The sequence below is a fragment of the Xanthomonas sp. BRIP62409 genome (assembly GCF_003992965.1).
Taxonomy (GTDB): domain Bacteria; phylum Pseudomonadota; class Gammaproteobacteria; order Xanthomonadales; family Xanthomonadaceae; genus Xanthomonas; species Xanthomonas euroxanthea.
The window spans coordinates 19,682-36,824 of sequence record NZ_QEZJ01000015.1; the positions used below are offsets into that span (position 1 = coordinate 19,682).

Here is a 17,143-nt window from a genome sequence, read left to right on the forward strand (position 1 = left end):
GGCGTGGCTAACAAAACGTAGCTGCACAGGCGTTTCGCTCGCTGCTCCTAGCCGCAGCAGTAGCAGACGTTGCCCTGTCCCAGGTCGCCGCCAAACTCCGGACACTCGGCTTTGCAGGCCCACGCACTACACGATTCGGTTTTCGGCTGTGCGTTATCCACCGCCATGACCTGGAACGTACCGAAACCGGTACTGGCCAGGAACGTGGCCGCCATCAACGCCGTCCGCAAAGTACCCCAACGCTTCTTCATGCATTACTCCTTCACCGTTGCCAAAGCCGCTGGCGCATCCGTGCGGCGCAACGCGGCGACCAGGTCCTGCACCTGCTCCGTGGTATCGAAGACGCCAAGACGGGAATGGCGCACGCGCCCCTGCCCATCGATGGCCATCAGCAGTGGCACGTTGCGCGCGCGAAACAGCATCAGTGCGCGACGATCGGTCAACGTGACCACCGGAAAATCGAAGCCATGCACATGCGCATAGCGCGCAGCCTGCGCCGCATCGCACTGGCATACGCCGAGCAACTGCGGACGGCCGGGCAGATTGGCCTGCAATTGCCTTGCCGCACGCAGCACGGTGGGTGCCGAACGCTGGCAATACGGGCAGGTGGTGGTGAAGAAGAACAGCACCTGCGCCTGTCCCTGCGGCACGCCGAGCAGATGGCGTTGGCCCTGGGTATCGGTGACCGCGATGCGCGGCACGTACATGCCGTCATACGGCGCGCTGATGCGGGTCTGCAACATCTGCTGCTGCGCACGCAGCTGCTTGTTCTGCCATGCAAGCACCGCGATTAATGCACAGGCAACCAGCAGCCCGATCCAGAGCCAGGGAAAACGTCGCGCCATGCCAGCTCCAGTAGCGTCATCAAGCCCGAGCCTTGCCCAGGCATGAGCTGATGGTCAATGGTGATATCGACAACTGCGATGTCGCGCGGTGCGGGGCTGTGGACGCGGTCACGCCCCGGCGCTTGGGCTTGCCAGTGCCGCGGCAGTCGGCACGGAGCGATTGCGCAACTGCGACGCTACAGGTGGAGCGATGCCACCGCGCCGCACCGGCGCGCGACGCATCCATCGCCGCCGTAATCGCGACCGGACCATGCGCGGCAGGCGCACGACATGCCACACGCATGCCATGCCGCAGCGTGGACATGCACGGCATCGATTGCCCATGGCGTACAGTCGCGTGCCCCATACACGCCAGGCCGCACGTTTCGATGCCTTCCTATCTTCCCCTGCTGGCGGTCGCCGCCTGCCTGTTGCTGCCGCTGCAAGACAGCCTCGCTGCTGCGCCCGATCGCAACGCGCCTGCCGCGGTTGTCTCAAGCTGCACGGCCGATGCGTACAGCAGCTGTCCGTCCTGGATGCCGTCGCAGCAGGAGATGCGCACGGTGCTTGCCGATTATTTCTGCGACGCCGCCGATCGCGGGCTGGTCCGGCCGCGCGTGACGCGCGTGGTGCGTGCGGAGACCTCGCAGGTCACCTGCGCTGCGCTGGGGCCGGAAACCAATTCCAATATCGCCTGTGGAGGCGATATGCAGTTCATTGGCCCGGACGGCCGCACCGATTTCCTCACCTTCAGCCCGACCATGCATCGTCAGGACGATGGGCGCTACGCGATCTATGAAGGCGAGGACGAAAACGGCAACGCGGTGTGGCACACGCCCTCGCCGCAACGCGCATCGAAGGTCTGCACCGGCCAGCCACTGCGCTGACGAGCGCACCGGAGCTGCCACCGGCAGCGTTTCCTGCGGCGGCGATCGGTCTGCGCTGACGGTGCGCGCAGCCGGTCGCTGCAGCGTGCTCAGTCGTCTTCGGGCGGCGGCAGCACGATGCCGTCGGCATCGATGGCGAGCTTGCCGGCCATCAGCACCGCCTGGGTGCGGTTGGTGACGCCGAGCTTGCGCAGGATCGCGGTGACATGCGCCTTGATGGTGGCCTCGGACACGCCCAGATCGTAGGCGATCTGCTTGTTGAGGCGCCCGGCGCCGAGCATCTGCAAAACGCGGAACTGTTGCGGGGTGAGATCGCGCAGGCGCTGGCCCACTTCGCGTTCTTCGCTGTCGGTCGGCGGCAGGTTCTGTGCCTCTGCCGGGATCCAGCGCTCGCCATCGAGCACCGTGGCCAGGGCGCGGCCGATGGTGTCCGAATCGGCGGACTTGGGAATGAACCCGAACGCGCCATGGTCGATCGCACGCCGCATCACCGTCGGCTCCTCGCGCGCCGACACCACCACCACCGGCAGCTGCGGATGCAGCGAGCGCATGTGCACTAACGCGCTGAATCCCTGCGCGCCCGGCATGTTGAGATCCATCAACAACAGGTCGGCATCCGGTTGCGCATCGGCCAGGGTGTACAGCGCATCCACCGTGTCGGCCTCGAACAACTGCACGCCCGGCATCACGCGCTGCACAGCCCCGCGCAAGGCCTCACGGAACAGGGGGTGGTCGTCGGCGATCAGCAGGGTGGTCATTGAGGGGCCGGGAATCAGGAATCGGGAGTGGGGAATCGGGAATTGCAAAGGCAACAGCGAAGGCAGCAAAGCAACAGCAACAGCAACAAGACGGCGATAGCGAGGCGGCGAAGTCAGTGTGACGGGTTGGGAGATCAAATCGACGTGGGCAGACATGGCCTGGGGACCGCTTCCACAAATCCCCATGCCGCCTATTCCCCACTGCTCAGGGAACCGCTTCGACGATTCCCCACTCCCGATTCCCCATTCCTGACGCGCGTCAGCGCGCCAACCGCTCGTTCACCAACGAATCCACCACCGACGGGTCGGCCAGGGTCGAGGTGTCGCCGAGTTGGTCGGGGGCGTTTTCGGCGATCTTGCGCAGGATGCGGCGCATGATCTTGCCCGAGCGGGTCTTGGGCAGGCCCGGTGCCCACTGCAGGTGATCGGGCGAGGCGATCGGGCCGATTTCCTTGCGCACCCAGGTCACCAGTTCCTTGTGCAGTTCCTCGCTCGGGGTTTCGCCGGCGATCAAGGTCACGTAGGCATAGATGCCCTGGCCCTTGACGTCGTGCGGGAAGCCGACCACCGCCGCTTCGGCGACCTTCGGGTGCGAGACCAGCGCGCTTTCCACTTCGGCGGTGCCGATGCGGTGGCCGGACACGTTGATCACGTCGTCCACGCGGCCGGTGATCCAGTAATAGCCATCGGCATCGCGGCGGCAACCGTCGCCGGTGAAGTAGCTGCCCGGATAGGTGCGGAAGTAGGTGTCGATGAAGCGCTGGTGGTCGCCGTACACCGAGCGCATCTGGCCCGGCCACGAATCCAGCAGCACCAGGTTGCCTTCGGTGGCGCCTTCCAGGACCTTGCCTTCGGCATCCACCAGTGCCGGCTGCACGCCGAAGAACGGCAGGGTGGCCGAGCCGGGCTTGAGATCGACCGCGCCGGCCAGCGGCGAGATCAGGATGCCGCCGGTTTCGGTCTGCCACCAGGTGTCCACGATCGGGCAGCGGCTGTCGCCGACCACCTCGTAGTACCAGCGCCAGGCTTCCGGATTGATCGGCTCGCCGACGCTGCCGAGCAGGCGCAGGCTCTTGCGCGAGGTCTTCTTGACCGGCTCCTCGCCATCGCGCATCAGCGCGCGGATCGCGGTGGGCGCGGTGTAGAAGATGCTGACCTTGTGCTTGTCGATCACTTCCCAGAAGCGCGACACGGTCGGATAGTTCGGCACGCCTTCGAACATCACCGCGGTGGCGCCGTTGGCGAGCGGGCCGTAGACGATGTAGCTGTGGCCGGTGACCCAGCCCACGTCGGCGGTGCACCAGTAGATGTCGTCCTCGCGCAGGTCGAACACCACTTCGTGCGTGTAGCTGGCAAACAGCAGGTAGCCGGCGGTGGTGTGCAGCACGCCCTTGGGCTTGCCGGTGGACCCGGAGGTGTAGAGGATGAACAACGGATCTTCCGCGTTCATGTGCTCGGGTTCGCACGCGGCCGGCTGGCCGTCGACCACATCATGGAACCAGCGATCGCGCGGTGCCTGCATCTCGACCGCACCACCGGTGTGACGCACGACGAGCACCGTTTCCACGGTGTTGGTGCCGGGCAGTTTCAGCGCCGCATCCACGTTGGCCTTGAGCGGAATCTTCTTGCCGCCGCGCAGGCCTTCGTCGGCGGTGATGATCAGCTTGCTCTGGCAATCGATCACGCGGTCGGCGATCGAATTGGCCGCAAACCCGCCGAACACCACCGAGTGCACCGCACCGATGCGTGCACAGGCGAGCATGGCCACGGCGGCATCGACGATCATCGGCAGGTAGATGGTGACCCGGTCGCCCTTCTTGATGCCCAGGTTGCGCAGCGCATTGCCGAGCTTGCAGACGCGCTCGTACAACTCGCGATAGGTAACCGGATAGGACTGCGCATCCGGGCTGTCGGGCTCGAACAACAGCGCGGTCTTGTCGCCGCGCGTGGCCAGCTGGCGGTCCAGGCAGTTGACGCTGGCATTGAGCTCGCCATCGCCGAACCAGCGGATATGGAAATCCTCCAGCGCGTAGCTGACGTCCTTCACCTGGGTGGGTTGCTTGAACCATTCCAGCCGCTGTGCGGCCTTGCCCCAGAATTGCTCGGGGTGTTCGATCGATTCGCGATACAGCGTTGCGTACTGCTCGCGCGTAATGCGCGCATTGGCGGCGAACGCGGGATCGACGGGATAAACCTCAGCCATGGCACCCTCACTTGCGATGAACTTGTCGGAAGAGGACGTTGCGGCTGCCCTCGGTAGACAATCAGTGTGCCGTATCCATTCTGTCCCGGCGTTCAACCGGGCCTTAGACCTTGGTCTTACCTGCCGCAGCCGGTGATCCGCAATCCGTTGCCGGCCCTGGTGCGACGATCGGTCACCTTGTGGAATGCTGCGCTGCAGCTACGACCAAAGGCGAATAGGCTGCAAAGCGCGGACTGCCTCACGCTCCGCACAGCATCGCCATCAAGCGCGAGGCCATATCGGGGAGAGGGGTCCATGACACACCGTACTGCACCGTTAGTGCGCCATCCGCTGGCGGCTGCCTTGTTGGTGGCGAGCATCCTGCCGGGCGTGGCGTTCGCGCAGACCGCCAAGGAAAAGGCGCTGGAAGCGCGCATCGCCGAGCTCGAGCGTCAGGTCCAGCTGCTGGTGTCTGCGCAACAACAGCAGCAGGGCCAGATCACGCAGACGCAGACCCAGGTGACCGAGGTGCGTGCCGCACAGGCGCAGGCACCTGCCGCGCCGGCGGTGCCGGCCGGCAAGCGGCCGATCCAGCTGACCAGCATCACACCCAATGCAGCGGCGGGGACGACGTTCCGCTACGGTGGTTTCATCAAGGCCGACTTCATGACCACCCGCACCTCCGACGGCGCATTGCCCGAAGGCGCGGTGGGGCGCTACCTGTACATCCCGACCCAGACGCCGGTCGGTGGCCAGGCCTCGAGCACCGACACCGACTTCCACGCCAAGTTCTCGCGCTTCAACCTGGGCGTGGACACGGTCACCGAAAACGGCGACAAGATCACCGGCTTCATCGAGCTGGATTTCTTCGGCAACGCGCTGGCCAACCAGGTCAACAATCTGTACGGCGGCACCCTGCGCCACGCCTACGTGAGCTGGAACAACTGGCTGGCCGGCCAGACCTGGTCCAACTTCATCGATTCCACGATCCTGCCCGAGGCGGCCGACATCGTCGGGCCGACCGACGGCGCGCTGTTCAGCCGCCAGACCCAGATCCGCTACACCCGCGGCGCCTTCAGCGTGTCGGCGGAAAATCCCGAGACACTGACCACGCCCTACCAGGGCGGCAACACCATCCTGGCCTCCGACCATGGCGCGATGCCGGACCTGACCGCGCGCTACAACTGGAAGGGCACCTGGGGCACGTTCGGCCTGTCGGCGATCGCGCGCCAGTACCGCACGCGTAGCGCGCTCACCAACGACACCGACTTCGGCGGCGCGATCGCCGGCGGCGGCCGCTGGATCATCAACGCCAACAACGATCTGCGTTACCAGCTCAGCTACGGCGAGGGCCTGGGGCGCTACCTGGGCCTGGGCAACGGCTCGGATGTGGAGATCGACATCGACGGCAACATCCAGACCGTCAGCACGATCGCCGGCTGGGTGGCCTGGCGCCACGACTACAACGCCAAGCTGCGCAGCACCATCATGTATTCGCGCGTGAACTACGACCACGACATCGCCAACACCGGCGCGCTCGCGAGCAAGTCGCAGCAGAGCATCCGCGCCAACGTGTTCTATTCGCCGCTGCCCAAGGTCGATGTGGGTGCGGAGCTGATGTACGGCCGCCGCGAAGCCGAGAACGGCGACAGCGGCGACATTTCGCGCCTGCAATTCACCACCAAGTACAGCTTCTAGTTTTTGCCACTGGCGGCCCGCTCCACTGCGGTGGAACGGGCAAGGCCACCGTCGTTTTACCAGCGCTCTACCAGGAGACAGACAATGACCGTCTCGAATGACGCACTGATCGCCAAGATCGATGCCAATCCGAAGTACCACGCACTCAAGCGCCAGCGCAATACGCTGGGCTGGACCCTCACCGTGCTGATGTTGCTGGCCTATTACGGCTACATCGGCCTGATCGCCTTCGACAAGGAATTCCTCGCCAAGCCGATGGGTGAAGGCGTGACCTCGATCGGCATCCCGATCGCGATCGGGGTGATGGTGTTCACCATCGCCATCACCGCCATCTACGTGCGCCGCGCCAACAACACTTACGACCAGCTGACCGCGCAGATCCTCGAGGACGCCCGCAAATGAGCAAGTATTCGCGTCTTCTCCTGATCCTGGCCGGGCTGCTGCCGGCCGGCATCGCGCTTGCCGCTGGCGGCGACATGGGCCAGGTCGACAAGCAGCCCACCAACTGGGTGGCGATCGGCATGTTCGCCTTCTTCGTGCTGGGCACCTTGTGGATCACCAAGTGGGCGGCGGCCAAGACCAAGTCGGCCTCCGACTTCTACACCGCCGGCGGCGGCATCACCGGCTTCCAGAACGGTCTGGCGATCGCCGGCGACTTCATGTCGGCGGCCTCGTTCCTGGGCATCACCGCGGCGGTGATGGCCAATGGCTACGACGGCCTGATCTATGCGATCGGCTTTCTGGTCGGCTGGCCGATCCTGACCTTCCTGATGGCCGAACGGCTGCGCAACCTCGGCAAGTACACCTTCGCCGACGTGGCCGGCTACCGCTTCGCGCCGACTGCCATCCGCAGCTTTGCCGCGTCGGGCACGCTGGTGGTGGTGCTGTTCTACCTGATCGCACAGATGGTCGGCGCCGGCGCGTTGATCAAGCTGCTGTTCGGGCTGGACTACTGGGTGGCGGTGACCCTGGTCGGCGTGCTGATGATGGTCTACGTGCTGTTCGGCGGCATGACCGCCACCACCTGGGTGCAGATCATCAAGGCGGTGCTGCTGTTGACCGGCGTGACCTTCATGGCCGTGGCGATCATGTGGCACTTCAACTTCAGCTTCGAGGCGCTGTTTGCCGAGGGCGTGCGGGTGAAGACGGCGATCGCGGCCAACGGCGGTGCATCGCCCGAGGACGCGGCCAAGGCGGGCCTGTCGATCATGGGGCCGGGCGGTTTCGTGAAGGACCCGATCTCGGCGATCTCCTTCGGCATGGCGCTGATGTTCGGCACCGCCGGCCTGCCGCATATCCTGATGCGCTTCTTCACCGTTCCCGATGCCAAGCAGGCGCGCAAGTCGGTGCTGTGGGCCACCACCTGGATCGGCTACTTCTACATCCTGATCTTCATCATCGGCTTCGGTGCGATCGCCCTGGTGCTGACCAACCCGCAGTTCGCCGATGTCACCACCGGCACCATCCACGGCGGCAAGGGCGCGGCCAACATGGCGGCGGTGCTGGTCGGCAACGCGGTCGGCGGCAATGTGTTTATGGGCTTCATCTCGGCGGTGGCCTTCGCCACCATCCTGGCGGTGGTCGCAGGCCTGACCCTGTCCGGTGCCTCGGCGGTGTCGCATGACCTGTATGCCACGGTGATCAAGAAGGGCAACCCGGCGCCGGGTTCGGAGCTGAAGGTCTCGCGCGCCACCACCCTGGTGCTGGGCGTGATCGCGGTGCTGCTGGGCATCGTGTTCGAGAAGCAGAACGTGGCCTTCATGGTGTCGCTGGCATTCGCCATCGCCGCCTCGGCCAACTTCCCGGTGCTGATCCTGTCCTTGTTGTGGAAGAACTGCACCACCCGCGGTGCGGTGGTCGGTGGCTTCCTGGGCCTGATCTCCTCGCTGGTGCTGACGGTGCTGTCGCCGTCGGTGTGGGTGGACACGCTGGGCAATGCAGCCGGCTCGGCGCCGTTCCCGTACACCTCGCCGGCGCTGTTCTCGATGACCATTGGCTTTGTCGGCATCTGGCTGTTCTCGATCCTGGATCACAGCCCGCAGGCCGCCAACGAACGTGCCGCGTTCAAGGCGCAGCAGATCCGTGCCGAAACCGGCCTGGGTGCCAGCGGCGCGTCGGGTCACTGACGTACAGTCACTGAGCAGTCGCAGAACGCCGGCCTAGTGCCGGCGTTCTGCGTTTTGGCCAAGGCTGGCAGCGTGCAGCGCCTGTGTTGCCACGTCCCTACGATCGTCTTCTGACGCGAAGGGCGGGGGGGGTTATCGGTCGACCGCGCGCACCGCGCCGGTGCCGGCAGCGATCCAGCATCGTGACGACCCGTGCGCAACGCCCCGTCAGACCTCGGTGCGCTGGCGTCCGACGCGCTGCGCGCGCATGCACGACAGCGCTGCGTCCTCGCGTGGCATCGATGCGATCGCATCGTCCGCTTCGTTTTGCACGCAATGCCTGCGCGATCGCGAACAACCGCAACACCAGCGAAGAAATTAAGTCATCTAGGGTGACTAAATTGGCGTACAAGCCGAACGCTGATCACGCACGGCTTGGCCTCACCCCCGGTATCGACCGGCTGGCGAGTGCGCTGCAAGCGAGTCCGCCGATTGCGTCGACCTGTCGGCCCTCGTCCATCCCTGCCCTTGCTGCACCTACGAACCGGGACACAGAGACCATGCCGACCACCCTCGTTCCACATCCCCTGGCCCGTGCCTGCCGCCTGCTCGGCGCGCTGGCCGTGCTGGCGGCCATGCCGCAACTTGCTGCGGCATCCTGTGGCAATACTGCCAACAAGATGGCGGAGATCCTCAACGACAAGTTCACCGCCGATACCCTGGTGCTGGCCCATCGCGGCCTGTGGGGCAAATACTCGGGCGATCCAGCGATTCCGGAAAACTCCAGCCGCGCCGTGCTCAATGCCGACGTGCAGTGCATGGACGGCGTCGAGCTGGACGTCAAGGTGACCCAGGACGGCATGCCGGTGCTGAGCCACGACTTCAATCTTGGGCGCACCACCGACGTGTACACCGTCGTCGGGGGTGCCAAGTACAACCCGAGAACCAACCAGGGCGCCAACCCGCTGGTCAGCAGCCTGTCGTTGGCCAACATCAAGCGACTGCACCTGCTCACGCCGGACCGTGGCACCGTCACCGGGTGGGAGATGTACAGCCTGGACGAGTTGTTTGCGTACTGGAAGCGCAACAACATGCAGCTGCCGCTGATCTTCGACGTCAAGTCGGCCGATGGCGTGCGCGCGGTACACACCGCTGCCCTGAAGGCGTTTCCCGATCATCCCGAGCAGGTCGTGGCGATGAAGGTCAACGCCACCTTGTTCCCGCACCCGGCCGCCTTTGTCGGCAACTCCCGGTATGTGCATGCCATCCCGGTCTACACCACCAACATGCTGGCGAAGATCGATGTGCCGGCCAGTCGCGTCGAATGGCAGCGCTATGCCCACACGCTGGAAATCAACGTCAAGCAGGACGATGGCCTGTTGCAGGGCCAGAAGAACGCAGCGCGTGCCGAGGGCAAGCGCATTGCCATCTTCCAGGCCATTCCCGATGGCCCGGGTGCCGGCGAGTTCATCAGCAACAACGGTTCGTGCTGCTACCGATTGTCGCAACTGTATTCCTCGTACCAGGGCAAATCCGATACCGCAGACCACCGCGGCGACATCGATTTCCTGATGTCGCAGCGGTTCGGGCTGATTACCACCGACGACCCGAAGTCGACCATGCGCACGCTGAAGATCAACGGGCGGCGCATTTCGCATTACGCCCCGTAACGCCTTGACGGCATCCGGTGCGGCCGAGGTTGCCGCACCGGATGGCTGGCAAGCGTCAATCGCCGCTGTCTCGGAGGGAGATGTCATGTCCAGGTCATTCAACGTTTCTGTGGGTCCTGCACGCGCGAGGCGCTGCGTCTTGCTGCTGCTCGCTGCCTGCATGATCACGCAGGCTGCCATTGCGTCGCCGGCAGACCCAGATGCGGGCAAAGAGGCTGCGCCAGCGGAACAGGCACGCCGCGACAATGCGGACAGCGCCGCTGCGTCCATCGAACGCGCGGTCCTGGCCGAACACGCAAGGCGCCAAGGCCTTGCCGATGATCCGCAAACCGCGGCCCTGCTGCGCGAGGCTGCCGACACCGTGCTCGCGCAGGCCGAGCGCGACCATCTGCTGCAGAGCGTGACGGTGTCGCAGGCCGCTATCGCAAGGCGCTTTGCCGAACGGCCGGGCGACTTCGACGAATTCCGGCTCAGCCATGTCTTCATCGCCGAACAGCCGGAGTCGGCGCCGCGGCGCAGTCATCCATTGAGTCAGGCGCAGGCCCTGGAGCGTGCGCAGATGCTGCGCCGTCGTATCGCGCGTGGAGGCGATTTCGCCCGACTGGCCGCCGAGGAATCCGACGATGGTGCCACTGCCGCCGACGGGGGACAGCTGTCGTCGATGTTCGGCCTGTACCTGGACACGCCTTTCGCGGCGCCGGTGCGTGCGCTGGCCGTGGGCGAAGTGTCCGGCCCCGTGCGCGGCCCCGGCGGGTATCACCTGATCCGCCTGGAGGAAAAGCACACCGCCACCCTCGACACCGTGGGCGGGATGATCGAAGCGCAGCTGCGCGAAGAACTGCGCGATCGCGCCATCGCCCAGCTGGTGCGGGACCGTTCTGCGCAAGCGGCGGGTCTGGCGTCCTCGGAGCAGAGCCAGCGCAGCGCCGAAGCGGATGCACCGCGGATCCGGCAATGAGCGGGAGCGGCGCGCCGTTCCGATGGCTGCTCCTCATGCCGCAGGCGCTGGCCTTGTCAGCCTGTGGTACCGGAGTGGGGCAGGACTTCCAGGCTGAAGCGACGCCGCAGGCCAGCGCTGCAGGAACGGAGCGCAGCAGCGCCGCTGCCGCGCCGGGCGCGCTTGCCGCGGCGTCGTATGCGCGCGCGCAGGCCTATCGCCGCTGCGCCATGCTTGCCGAAGCGCCGCCGGCGCCGTCCGTTGGCGATGCGGACCCGGCGGAGCCTGGCGCGCGCGCGGCGGTGTCGCAACGCGCACGCGACCATGCTGCCCAGCTGAAGGCGTGCCAGCACGTGGGCGAAGGCGAGTACGCGCAGGTGGACCAACTGCTGCGTCAGGCCGCCGCCAGCGGCAATACCGACGCGCAGCTGGAATTGCTGCGTCGACGCGCCGGCCTGCTGCTGGAGCGCCAACCCGCGATCGCCGAAGACGGCAGCCCGCAACCGCTCTCCCGGTCCGATCGTGCCGAGGCCGAGCAGGTGCTGGCCGACCTGGAGACGATGGCGATGCAGGGCAACCGGGCGGCGATGCCGGTGCTGGATCAGTTCGTGTCCTCGCCGCTGCTGGCGAGCGCCGAGCCGCTGTACGGCGATGCCTGGCGACTGGTGGCCCAGCAGCCGTTCGGACATCCGTTGCCGCCTGCCGCCCCGCTGCGCGGCGAGGAGATGTTCGAGGAGATGGATGCCGCCACCGAGCAGCAGGTGGTGATGCTTGCACGGGAGCTGCATGCCAGCTGCTGCGCGCGCTGACGCAGCCTCCGCGCCGGGCAGGCTGCCGTAGCGCCAGCGACAGGGCGAAGCGCACGGCGTGCACGGCAGGCGGCGTCGCTGCCGGCGCGCGCACTAACGGAAGTAGCGCGCCTTCAGCGGCAGCGTGGCTGCCCCGATCGCGCAGGCGTCGGCCGGTGCCTCGGCCGGCATCAGTGCGGGCATCGGCCTGGCCTGGCCGCGGCGCGGCAGGTTGTCGATCTGCACGGCGGCGATCAGGCGCCGGGCCAGGTCGGCCGGCAGGCGGCCGCCGAACACGATCGCTTCCGGGTCGCACACCGCAGTGATCGCCGAGACGATCAACGACACCCCCGGCGCACTGCGCGCGATCCAGCGTTCGATCGCCGGCCAGCGCGGGTCGTAGGCGGCCAGCAGGCTGCGTACATCGGCAAACACCACGCCGTCGGCAGCCAGCAGTTCGCGCAGCAATTCCAGCGTGGCGCGTTCGAGCTTCTGCGCCGGCAGCATGCCGGCGAATTCACCGGCATTGCCGCGCGCACCGCGCATAACCTGGCCATCGATGACCAGGCCACCACCGAACCCGTAGCTGAGATAGAGATAGGCAAAATCGCGGTGGCGACGGCCCACGCCCAGCATCGCTTCGCCGGCGGCGGCCACGCTGCCGTCGTTGTCCATCCACACCGGCTGCGCGCAGGCCTGCGCCAGCCAGGGCGCCAACGCGAACTCGCCAAGCGCACGCAGCGGTTCGGGCGGATTGATGCGCCCGTCCTCCCCGGTGAAAAACCCGCTCATCGCCAGCCCGATGCCCAGCCGCGGCCCAGCCGCGTGCTCCAGGCCTGCCAGCAGCGCCGCATCGCCGGCCTGCAGCTGCAGCAACACCGCATCCGCACTGCGTGCGTCCAGCGGCAGCTCGCTGACCGCCAGCACCTGGCCGGTGAAATCCACCAGCGCCAGGGTCAGCGCATCGGTGGCGATGGACACGCCCAGGGTGTGGCCGTGCGCCGGATTCAACGACACCGCCACCCCCGGCTTGCCGCGCCCGGCACGTGCCACGCCGCTGCCCATGTGGACCATGCCGCGCGCCTGCAGGCCTTCGATCAGGCGCACCGCGGTCTGCACGGTCAGCCCGGTGCCGCGGCTGAGATCGGCGCGGGTGAGCACGCCGGCCAGGCGCAGGCGGTCGAGCATGTCGCGCTCATTGCGGCTCAGGACGGGGAAATGCGGCGAATGCGGCGGCAATGCGACAGCAGCAGTGGACGGCATGGCGAGCGGTGGCACGGGGGACGCGCCAGTCTACCCGCTTCGGCTGAAATAATTAATTCACAGTAAGTTATTAAATTCGCGGTCTCTGCCATCTGCGGTCATCCCATGTCACGTTTGCGTACCCGCCCATGTCCCCGCCTCGGCCTGCTGGCCCTGTGCATGAACGCCAGCCTGGGCGCCCATGCCGCTGCGCCGGCCAGCGACATCACCCCGGTGCAGCTGGACGCGGTGCAGGTCTCCGGCCAGCACCTGTCGATCCGCCAGGCGATCGGCGCCAAGCGCGAGGCCGCCGTGGTGTCCGACGGCGTGGCCGCCGACGATATCGGCTCGATCCCCGACTTCGGCCTGGGCGAGGCCCTGCAGCGGGTGCCGGGTGTGTCGATGGTGGTCAACAACGGCCGCGGCGAGGCGCAGTTCATGAGCCTGCGCGGCTTCAACCCCGACTACAACAACGTGCTGATCGACGGGGTGGCGCTGCCGTCCACCGAAACCAGCCGGCGCGTGCAATCGCTGGACGTGATCCCCGCCTCGCTGGCGCAGCAGGTGGACATCTACAAGAGCTTCAACGCCGACATGGACAGCAATGCCATCGGCGGCATCGCCGCGCTGCGCACGCGCAGCGCCTTCGATCACGACGGCCGCTTTGCCACCGTGCGCGCCAACCTGGCCGACTGGGAAAACCGCCGGCAGCTGCAGGGCAGCACCCCATCGGGCCAGGTGCAGGGCAGTTTCAGCGACACCTTCGGGCCGGACCAGCGCTTCGGCGTGGTGCTGTCTGCCGATTACTTCCGGCGCGATTCGGCGTCGTTGAATACCGCCATCGACAGCTACAGCTATTACGCCAACGGTGTACGACAGACCCTCACGCCCGGTCTGGATCCGGACGGCCTGGCAATCGCACCGGACCGCTTTCGCCCGCTCAGCTACGACAACCTGCGCCAGCGTCGCAGCGTGTTCGGCAAGCTCGAATACGACGACGGCCAGGACGTGAGGCTGGCCTTCAGCGCCGGCACCTTCGAGCACGGCAACGACGAGCAGCGGCGCTCGCAGTGGATCAACCGCGTCGGCAATGCCACGATCACCGACGCCCGCAACGGCCGCTACGCGCAGGGCAGCGCGCAGGTGGATGCCAACCATTTCGACCAGACCCGCACGCTGCGCTACGCGCAACTGGGCGGCAGCTTCCGGCTCAATCCGGAAGGTCATGTAGACGCATTGCTCAACCGCGCCACCGGCAAGTACCGGCAGGACACCCGCGAGGATGTGTTCAGCGCCGCCGCCGCCCCGCGGCTGGGCTTTGCGTATGCGCTCGGCGACGACACGCGCCCGCGCATCGCCCCGGTCGACCCGGGGTACTACGGCAATGCGGCCAACTACACCCAGCAGTATTTCTTGACCCGCGTGGAAAAGAGCAGCACCGACACGACGACGTTCAAGCTGGACTACAGCCAGAACGCCGATGCCGATGCGCGCGGCTGGGGCATTCGTGGTGGCCTGCAGTACCGCGACCTGCAGCAGCGCTACAACCTGGATGAAGTCCGCCGCAATCCGGCCGGCCGCGTGAGCCTGGCGACGATCGGCACCGACGATGCGCGCATCTGCCCCTACGCCGAAGTCGGCTGCCTGTTGTTGATCGACCCGGCCAGGGTCGCCGCCTTCGCTGCCGCCTCGCCAGGCGCCTACGTGCCGGCCAGCACCAATGCCCGCAACAGCGCGATCAGCGATTTCGGCATCGACGAGCGCAGTGGCGCCGCCTATGTCATGGGCACCTGGCATGGCGAGCGCACGCTGGCCACGGTCGGCCTGCGCAACGAATACCTGCAGCGCGCCGTACGTAGCGCGGTGCCGCAGCCCTTGAACAGCACCAGCAACTACGTGCAGCAATCGGCCGACAGCGACCGCCGCTTCCTGCTGCCTTCGGCGAACCTGGCCTGGGACATCACCCCGGCAGTGAAACTGCGCGTGGCCGGCAGCCGCACCATCGGTCTGCCCACCTACGCCGACATCGGCCAGAACAGCAGCCCGGTGGTCGATGCCACCGGCTTGACCATCACTCGCAGCATCGCCAACCCGCTGCTAAGCCCCCGTCGCGCCGACAACCTGGACCTGTCGCTGGAATGGTACCCGGACCGCGATTCGCAGCTGTCGCTGGCGCTGTTCCACAAGCGCATCGGCGATGAAATCGTGCGCCTGACCAGCACCGATACCCAGCGCGACCCCGGCGGCCTGGTCGGCAGCTATCAGGTCACCACCACCCAGGCGATCAACACCGGTGCTGCGCAGGTGCAAGGCATCGAATTGACCGCCATCGACACACGCTTCGATTTCCTGCCCGGCGCCTGGTCCAACCTGGGCGCGATGTTCAACGCGACCCTGCTCGACCCGCGTACCGCCGATGTGCAGATGGCCGATGGCACGCGCCGCGCGCTGCCCGGCCTGATGGAATCGCCCAGGCGCAGCGCCAATGCCTCGCTGCTGTACGACATCGGCCGGTTCAGTGCGCGCGTCAGCGCCAACTACACCGGCCAGCAGCTGCTTTCGGCCGCCACCGACAACCGCGTCAACGACCGCTATTACGACCCGATCACCAGTTACGACGCGCAGCTGGCCTGGAACTTCAGCAAGCAACTGCGCCTGACCGTGCAGGGCCGCAATCTCGCCAACGCGCGGCTGACGCGGGTGATCGGTGCCGACCGACAACTGATGCGCGAGCAGCTCGACAACGGCCGCGCCTATTACCTGGGAGTGGACTATGCGTTCTGATCGCCGCAGCGCATCGGCGCCATTGCTGGCAGTGCTGGCAGTGCTGGCAACACTGGCCGGCAGCGCCAGTGCCGACGATGCCGCAACTCCATCGGCAGCCACGCCCTTCGTGCCGATGGAGACCCTCGTCAGCGGCGACTGCTGGGGCCAATGGCCGGACGATGTGCTGGCGGCGGCGAGCCACTGCAAACCGGCCGAACACAATCGCATCGCCTTGCAGGTACCAGACGATGCCGATGGCCCGGCACGCGTCGGCATCGATGCCAGTGCCTGCCGCGGCGCGCGCTGCGCCGGCCTGGCGCAGGTGCTGCAGGCCGCGCCCACCCAACGGCTGCTGCTGCGCACGCCACCTGCACGCATCGACGCGGTGCTGGCCGCCTTGGATCAGGCCCATGCACGCGAACGCGTCAGCATCGAACCGCTGGTGCAGCCAGTGCCGGCGCCTGGCGCGCCGATCACGCTGGCGCCGGGCGTGCGCTACTGGCGGCAGGCCATGCGCGCACCGCAACCGGTGATGCTGCATATCGCCGAGATCGATCTTGCCACCCCCGGGCTGCAACTGGTCGGCACCCCTGGCGAGCGCAGCGGGGGCGGCGAGTTTTTGGCCAAGCCGACCACCGCGTTCGTGCGCGACCGCGGCCTGGCGCTGGCGATCAATGCCGATTACTTCCTGCCGTTCGAGGGCGGGCAGTTGTTCGACAAGGCGTTCGTGCCCGCGGCAGGGCAGGGCGTCACTGCCGAAGGCCTGGCGATCGACGCGGGGCATCTTGATTCGGCCGCCGCCACCAGCGATGCACGCGTCAATGCGGCGTTGTGCGTGAGCGCGCGCAATGCGGTCAGCATCGTGCATGGCAGCTGCCCGCCGGGCACCCGCCTGGGGGTGGGGGCCGGCCCACTGCTGCTGCGCGACGGCAAGCGCCAGCGGCGCGAGGCCAGCCGCGCCCAGTACTACGACGGCCCCGAGCCGCGCAGCGCGCTGGGACTGGATCGCGCGCGCAGGACGCTGTGGATGGTGGTCGCCGACGGCCGCCAGCCGGGCTATAGCGCCGGCATCACCCTGGACGCGCTGACCACGGTGCTGCAGCAGCTTGGCGCCACGTCCGCCATCAACCTGGACGGCGGCGGCTCCAGCACCCTGGCCGCGCGGGTGGATGGGCGCGTGCGCGCACTCAATCGCCCCATTCACACCGGCATCCCGGGGCGCGAACGCCCGGTCGCCAACCAGCTCGGGGTACGCATCGCGCCACGGCCCTGAGCGCACGCGGGCG

General features: G+C 67.0%; 14 protein-coding genes. 9 read left to right on the top strand and 5 right to left on the bottom strand.

Annotation, left to right across the window (positions count from 1 at the left end):
• Positions 1-47 precede the first annotated feature (47 nt).
• Together EO170_RS04665 and EO170_RS04670 are read right to left on the bottom strand one after the other, a co-directional pair.
• Positions 48-251, bottom strand: a complete 204-nt coding sequence (locus EO170_RS04665; RefSeq protein WP_104649885.1) for a hypothetical protein — start codon at positions 249-251, stop codon at positions 48-50.
• 3 nt (positions 252-254) lie between these two features.
• Entirely contained in the window at positions 255-818 is a 564-nt protein-coding gene (locus EO170_RS04670) for a TlpA disulfide reductase family protein (protein ID WP_180708177.1), read from the bottom strand.
• Positions 819-1,147: 329 nt separating this feature from the next.
• Between EO170_RS04670 and EO170_RS04675 the strand changes: the two genes are divergently transcribed.
• On the top strand, positions 1,148-1,711 hold the full coding sequence (locus EO170_RS04675) for a hypothetical protein (protein ID WP_241236665.1): 564 nt from the start codon (positions 1,148-1,150) through the stop codon (positions 1,709-1,711).
• An 89-nt stretch (positions 1,712-1,800) separates the two neighbouring features.
• Here EO170_RS04675 and EO170_RS04680 read toward each other — a convergent pair whose 3' ends face one another.
• Together EO170_RS04680 and acs are read right to left on the bottom strand one after the other, a co-directional pair.
• Complete coding sequence (locus EO170_RS04680; protein WP_010374372.1) at positions 1,801-2,469, bottom strand: response regulator transcription factor; 669 nt, start codon at positions 2,467-2,469, stop codon at positions 1,801-1,803.
• Positions 2,470-2,728: 259 nt separating this feature from the next.
• Positions 2,729-4,672, bottom strand: a complete 1,944-nt coding sequence (acs, locus tag EO170_RS04685) for an acetate--CoA ligase (RefSeq protein WP_126942858.1) — start codon at positions 4,670-4,672, stop codon at positions 2,729-2,731.
• 294 nt (positions 4,673-4,966) lie between these two features.
• Here acs and EO170_RS04690 point away from each other — a divergent pair, with 294 nt between their 5' ends.
• The 6 genes from EO170_RS04690 (at position 4,967) to EO170_RS04715 (ending at position 11,870) form a co-directional block, all read left to right on the top strand.
• Complete coding sequence (locus EO170_RS04690) at positions 4,967-6,349, top strand: DcaP family trimeric outer membrane transporter (RefSeq protein WP_164739200.1); 1,383 nt, start codon at positions 4,967-4,969, stop codon at positions 6,347-6,349.
• A gap of 84 nt (positions 6,350-6,433) precedes the next feature.
• Positions 6,434-6,751: a DUF485 domain-containing protein gene (locus tag EO170_RS04695; protein ID WP_104585619.1), complete on the top strand. Its 318-nt coding sequence runs from the start codon at positions 6,434-6,436 to the stop codon at positions 6,749-6,751.
• Positions 6,748-8,475: a cation acetate symporter gene (locus EO170_RS04700; RefSeq protein WP_104585622.1), complete on the top strand. Its 1,728-nt coding sequence runs from the start codon at positions 6,748-6,750 to the stop codon at positions 8,473-8,475. Before EO170_RS04695 ends, EO170_RS04700 begins: the two co-directional genes overlap by 4 nt.
• Positions 8,476-9,089: 614 nt before the next feature.
• Positions 9,090-10,124, top strand: a complete 1,035-nt coding sequence (locus tag EO170_RS04705) for a glycerophosphodiester phosphodiesterase family protein (RefSeq protein WP_241239389.1) — start codon at positions 9,090-9,092, stop codon at positions 10,122-10,124.
• Positions 10,125-10,284: 160 nt separating this feature from the next.
• The gene (locus EO170_RS04710; RefSeq protein WP_164740908.1) at positions 10,285-11,082 is read left to right on the top strand and encodes a peptidylprolyl isomerase; all 798 of its coding nucleotides are present in this window, start codon (positions 10,285-10,287) and stop codon (positions 11,080-11,082) included.
• Positions 11,083-11,117: 35 nt separating this feature from the next.
• Positions 11,118-11,870: a hypothetical protein gene (locus tag EO170_RS04715; protein ID WP_126942866.1), complete on the top strand. Its 753-nt coding sequence runs from the start codon at positions 11,118-11,120 to the stop codon at positions 11,868-11,870.
• 93 nt (positions 11,871-11,963) lie between these two features.
• Here the strand turns inward: EO170_RS04715 and EO170_RS04720 are convergent, their stop codons facing one another.
• Positions 11,964-13,112 (bottom strand): ROK family transcriptional regulator, encoded by a 1,149-nt coding sequence (locus EO170_RS04720; RefSeq protein ID WP_126943217.1) that lies wholly within the window; start codon positions 13,110-13,112, stop codon positions 11,964-11,966.
• Positions 13,113-13,271: 159 nt separating this feature from the next.
• On the opposite strand from EO170_RS04720, the gene EO170_RS04725 reads away from it, so the two are divergent.
• Together EO170_RS04725 and EO170_RS04730 are read left to right on the top strand one after the other, a co-directional pair.
• Positions 13,272-15,875 (top strand): TonB-dependent receptor, encoded by a 2,604-nt coding sequence (locus tag EO170_RS04725; RefSeq protein ID WP_241239388.1) that lies wholly within the window; start codon positions 13,272-13,274, stop codon positions 15,873-15,875.
• A complete protein-coding gene (locus tag EO170_RS04730) occupies positions 15,865-17,130 on the top strand; it encodes a phosphodiester glycosidase family protein (protein ID WP_126942872.1) in 1,266 nt (421 codons plus the stop codon). The genes EO170_RS04725 and EO170_RS04730 overlap by 11 nt, the downstream gene beginning before the upstream one ends.
• Positions 17,131-17,143 lie beyond the last annotated feature (13 nt).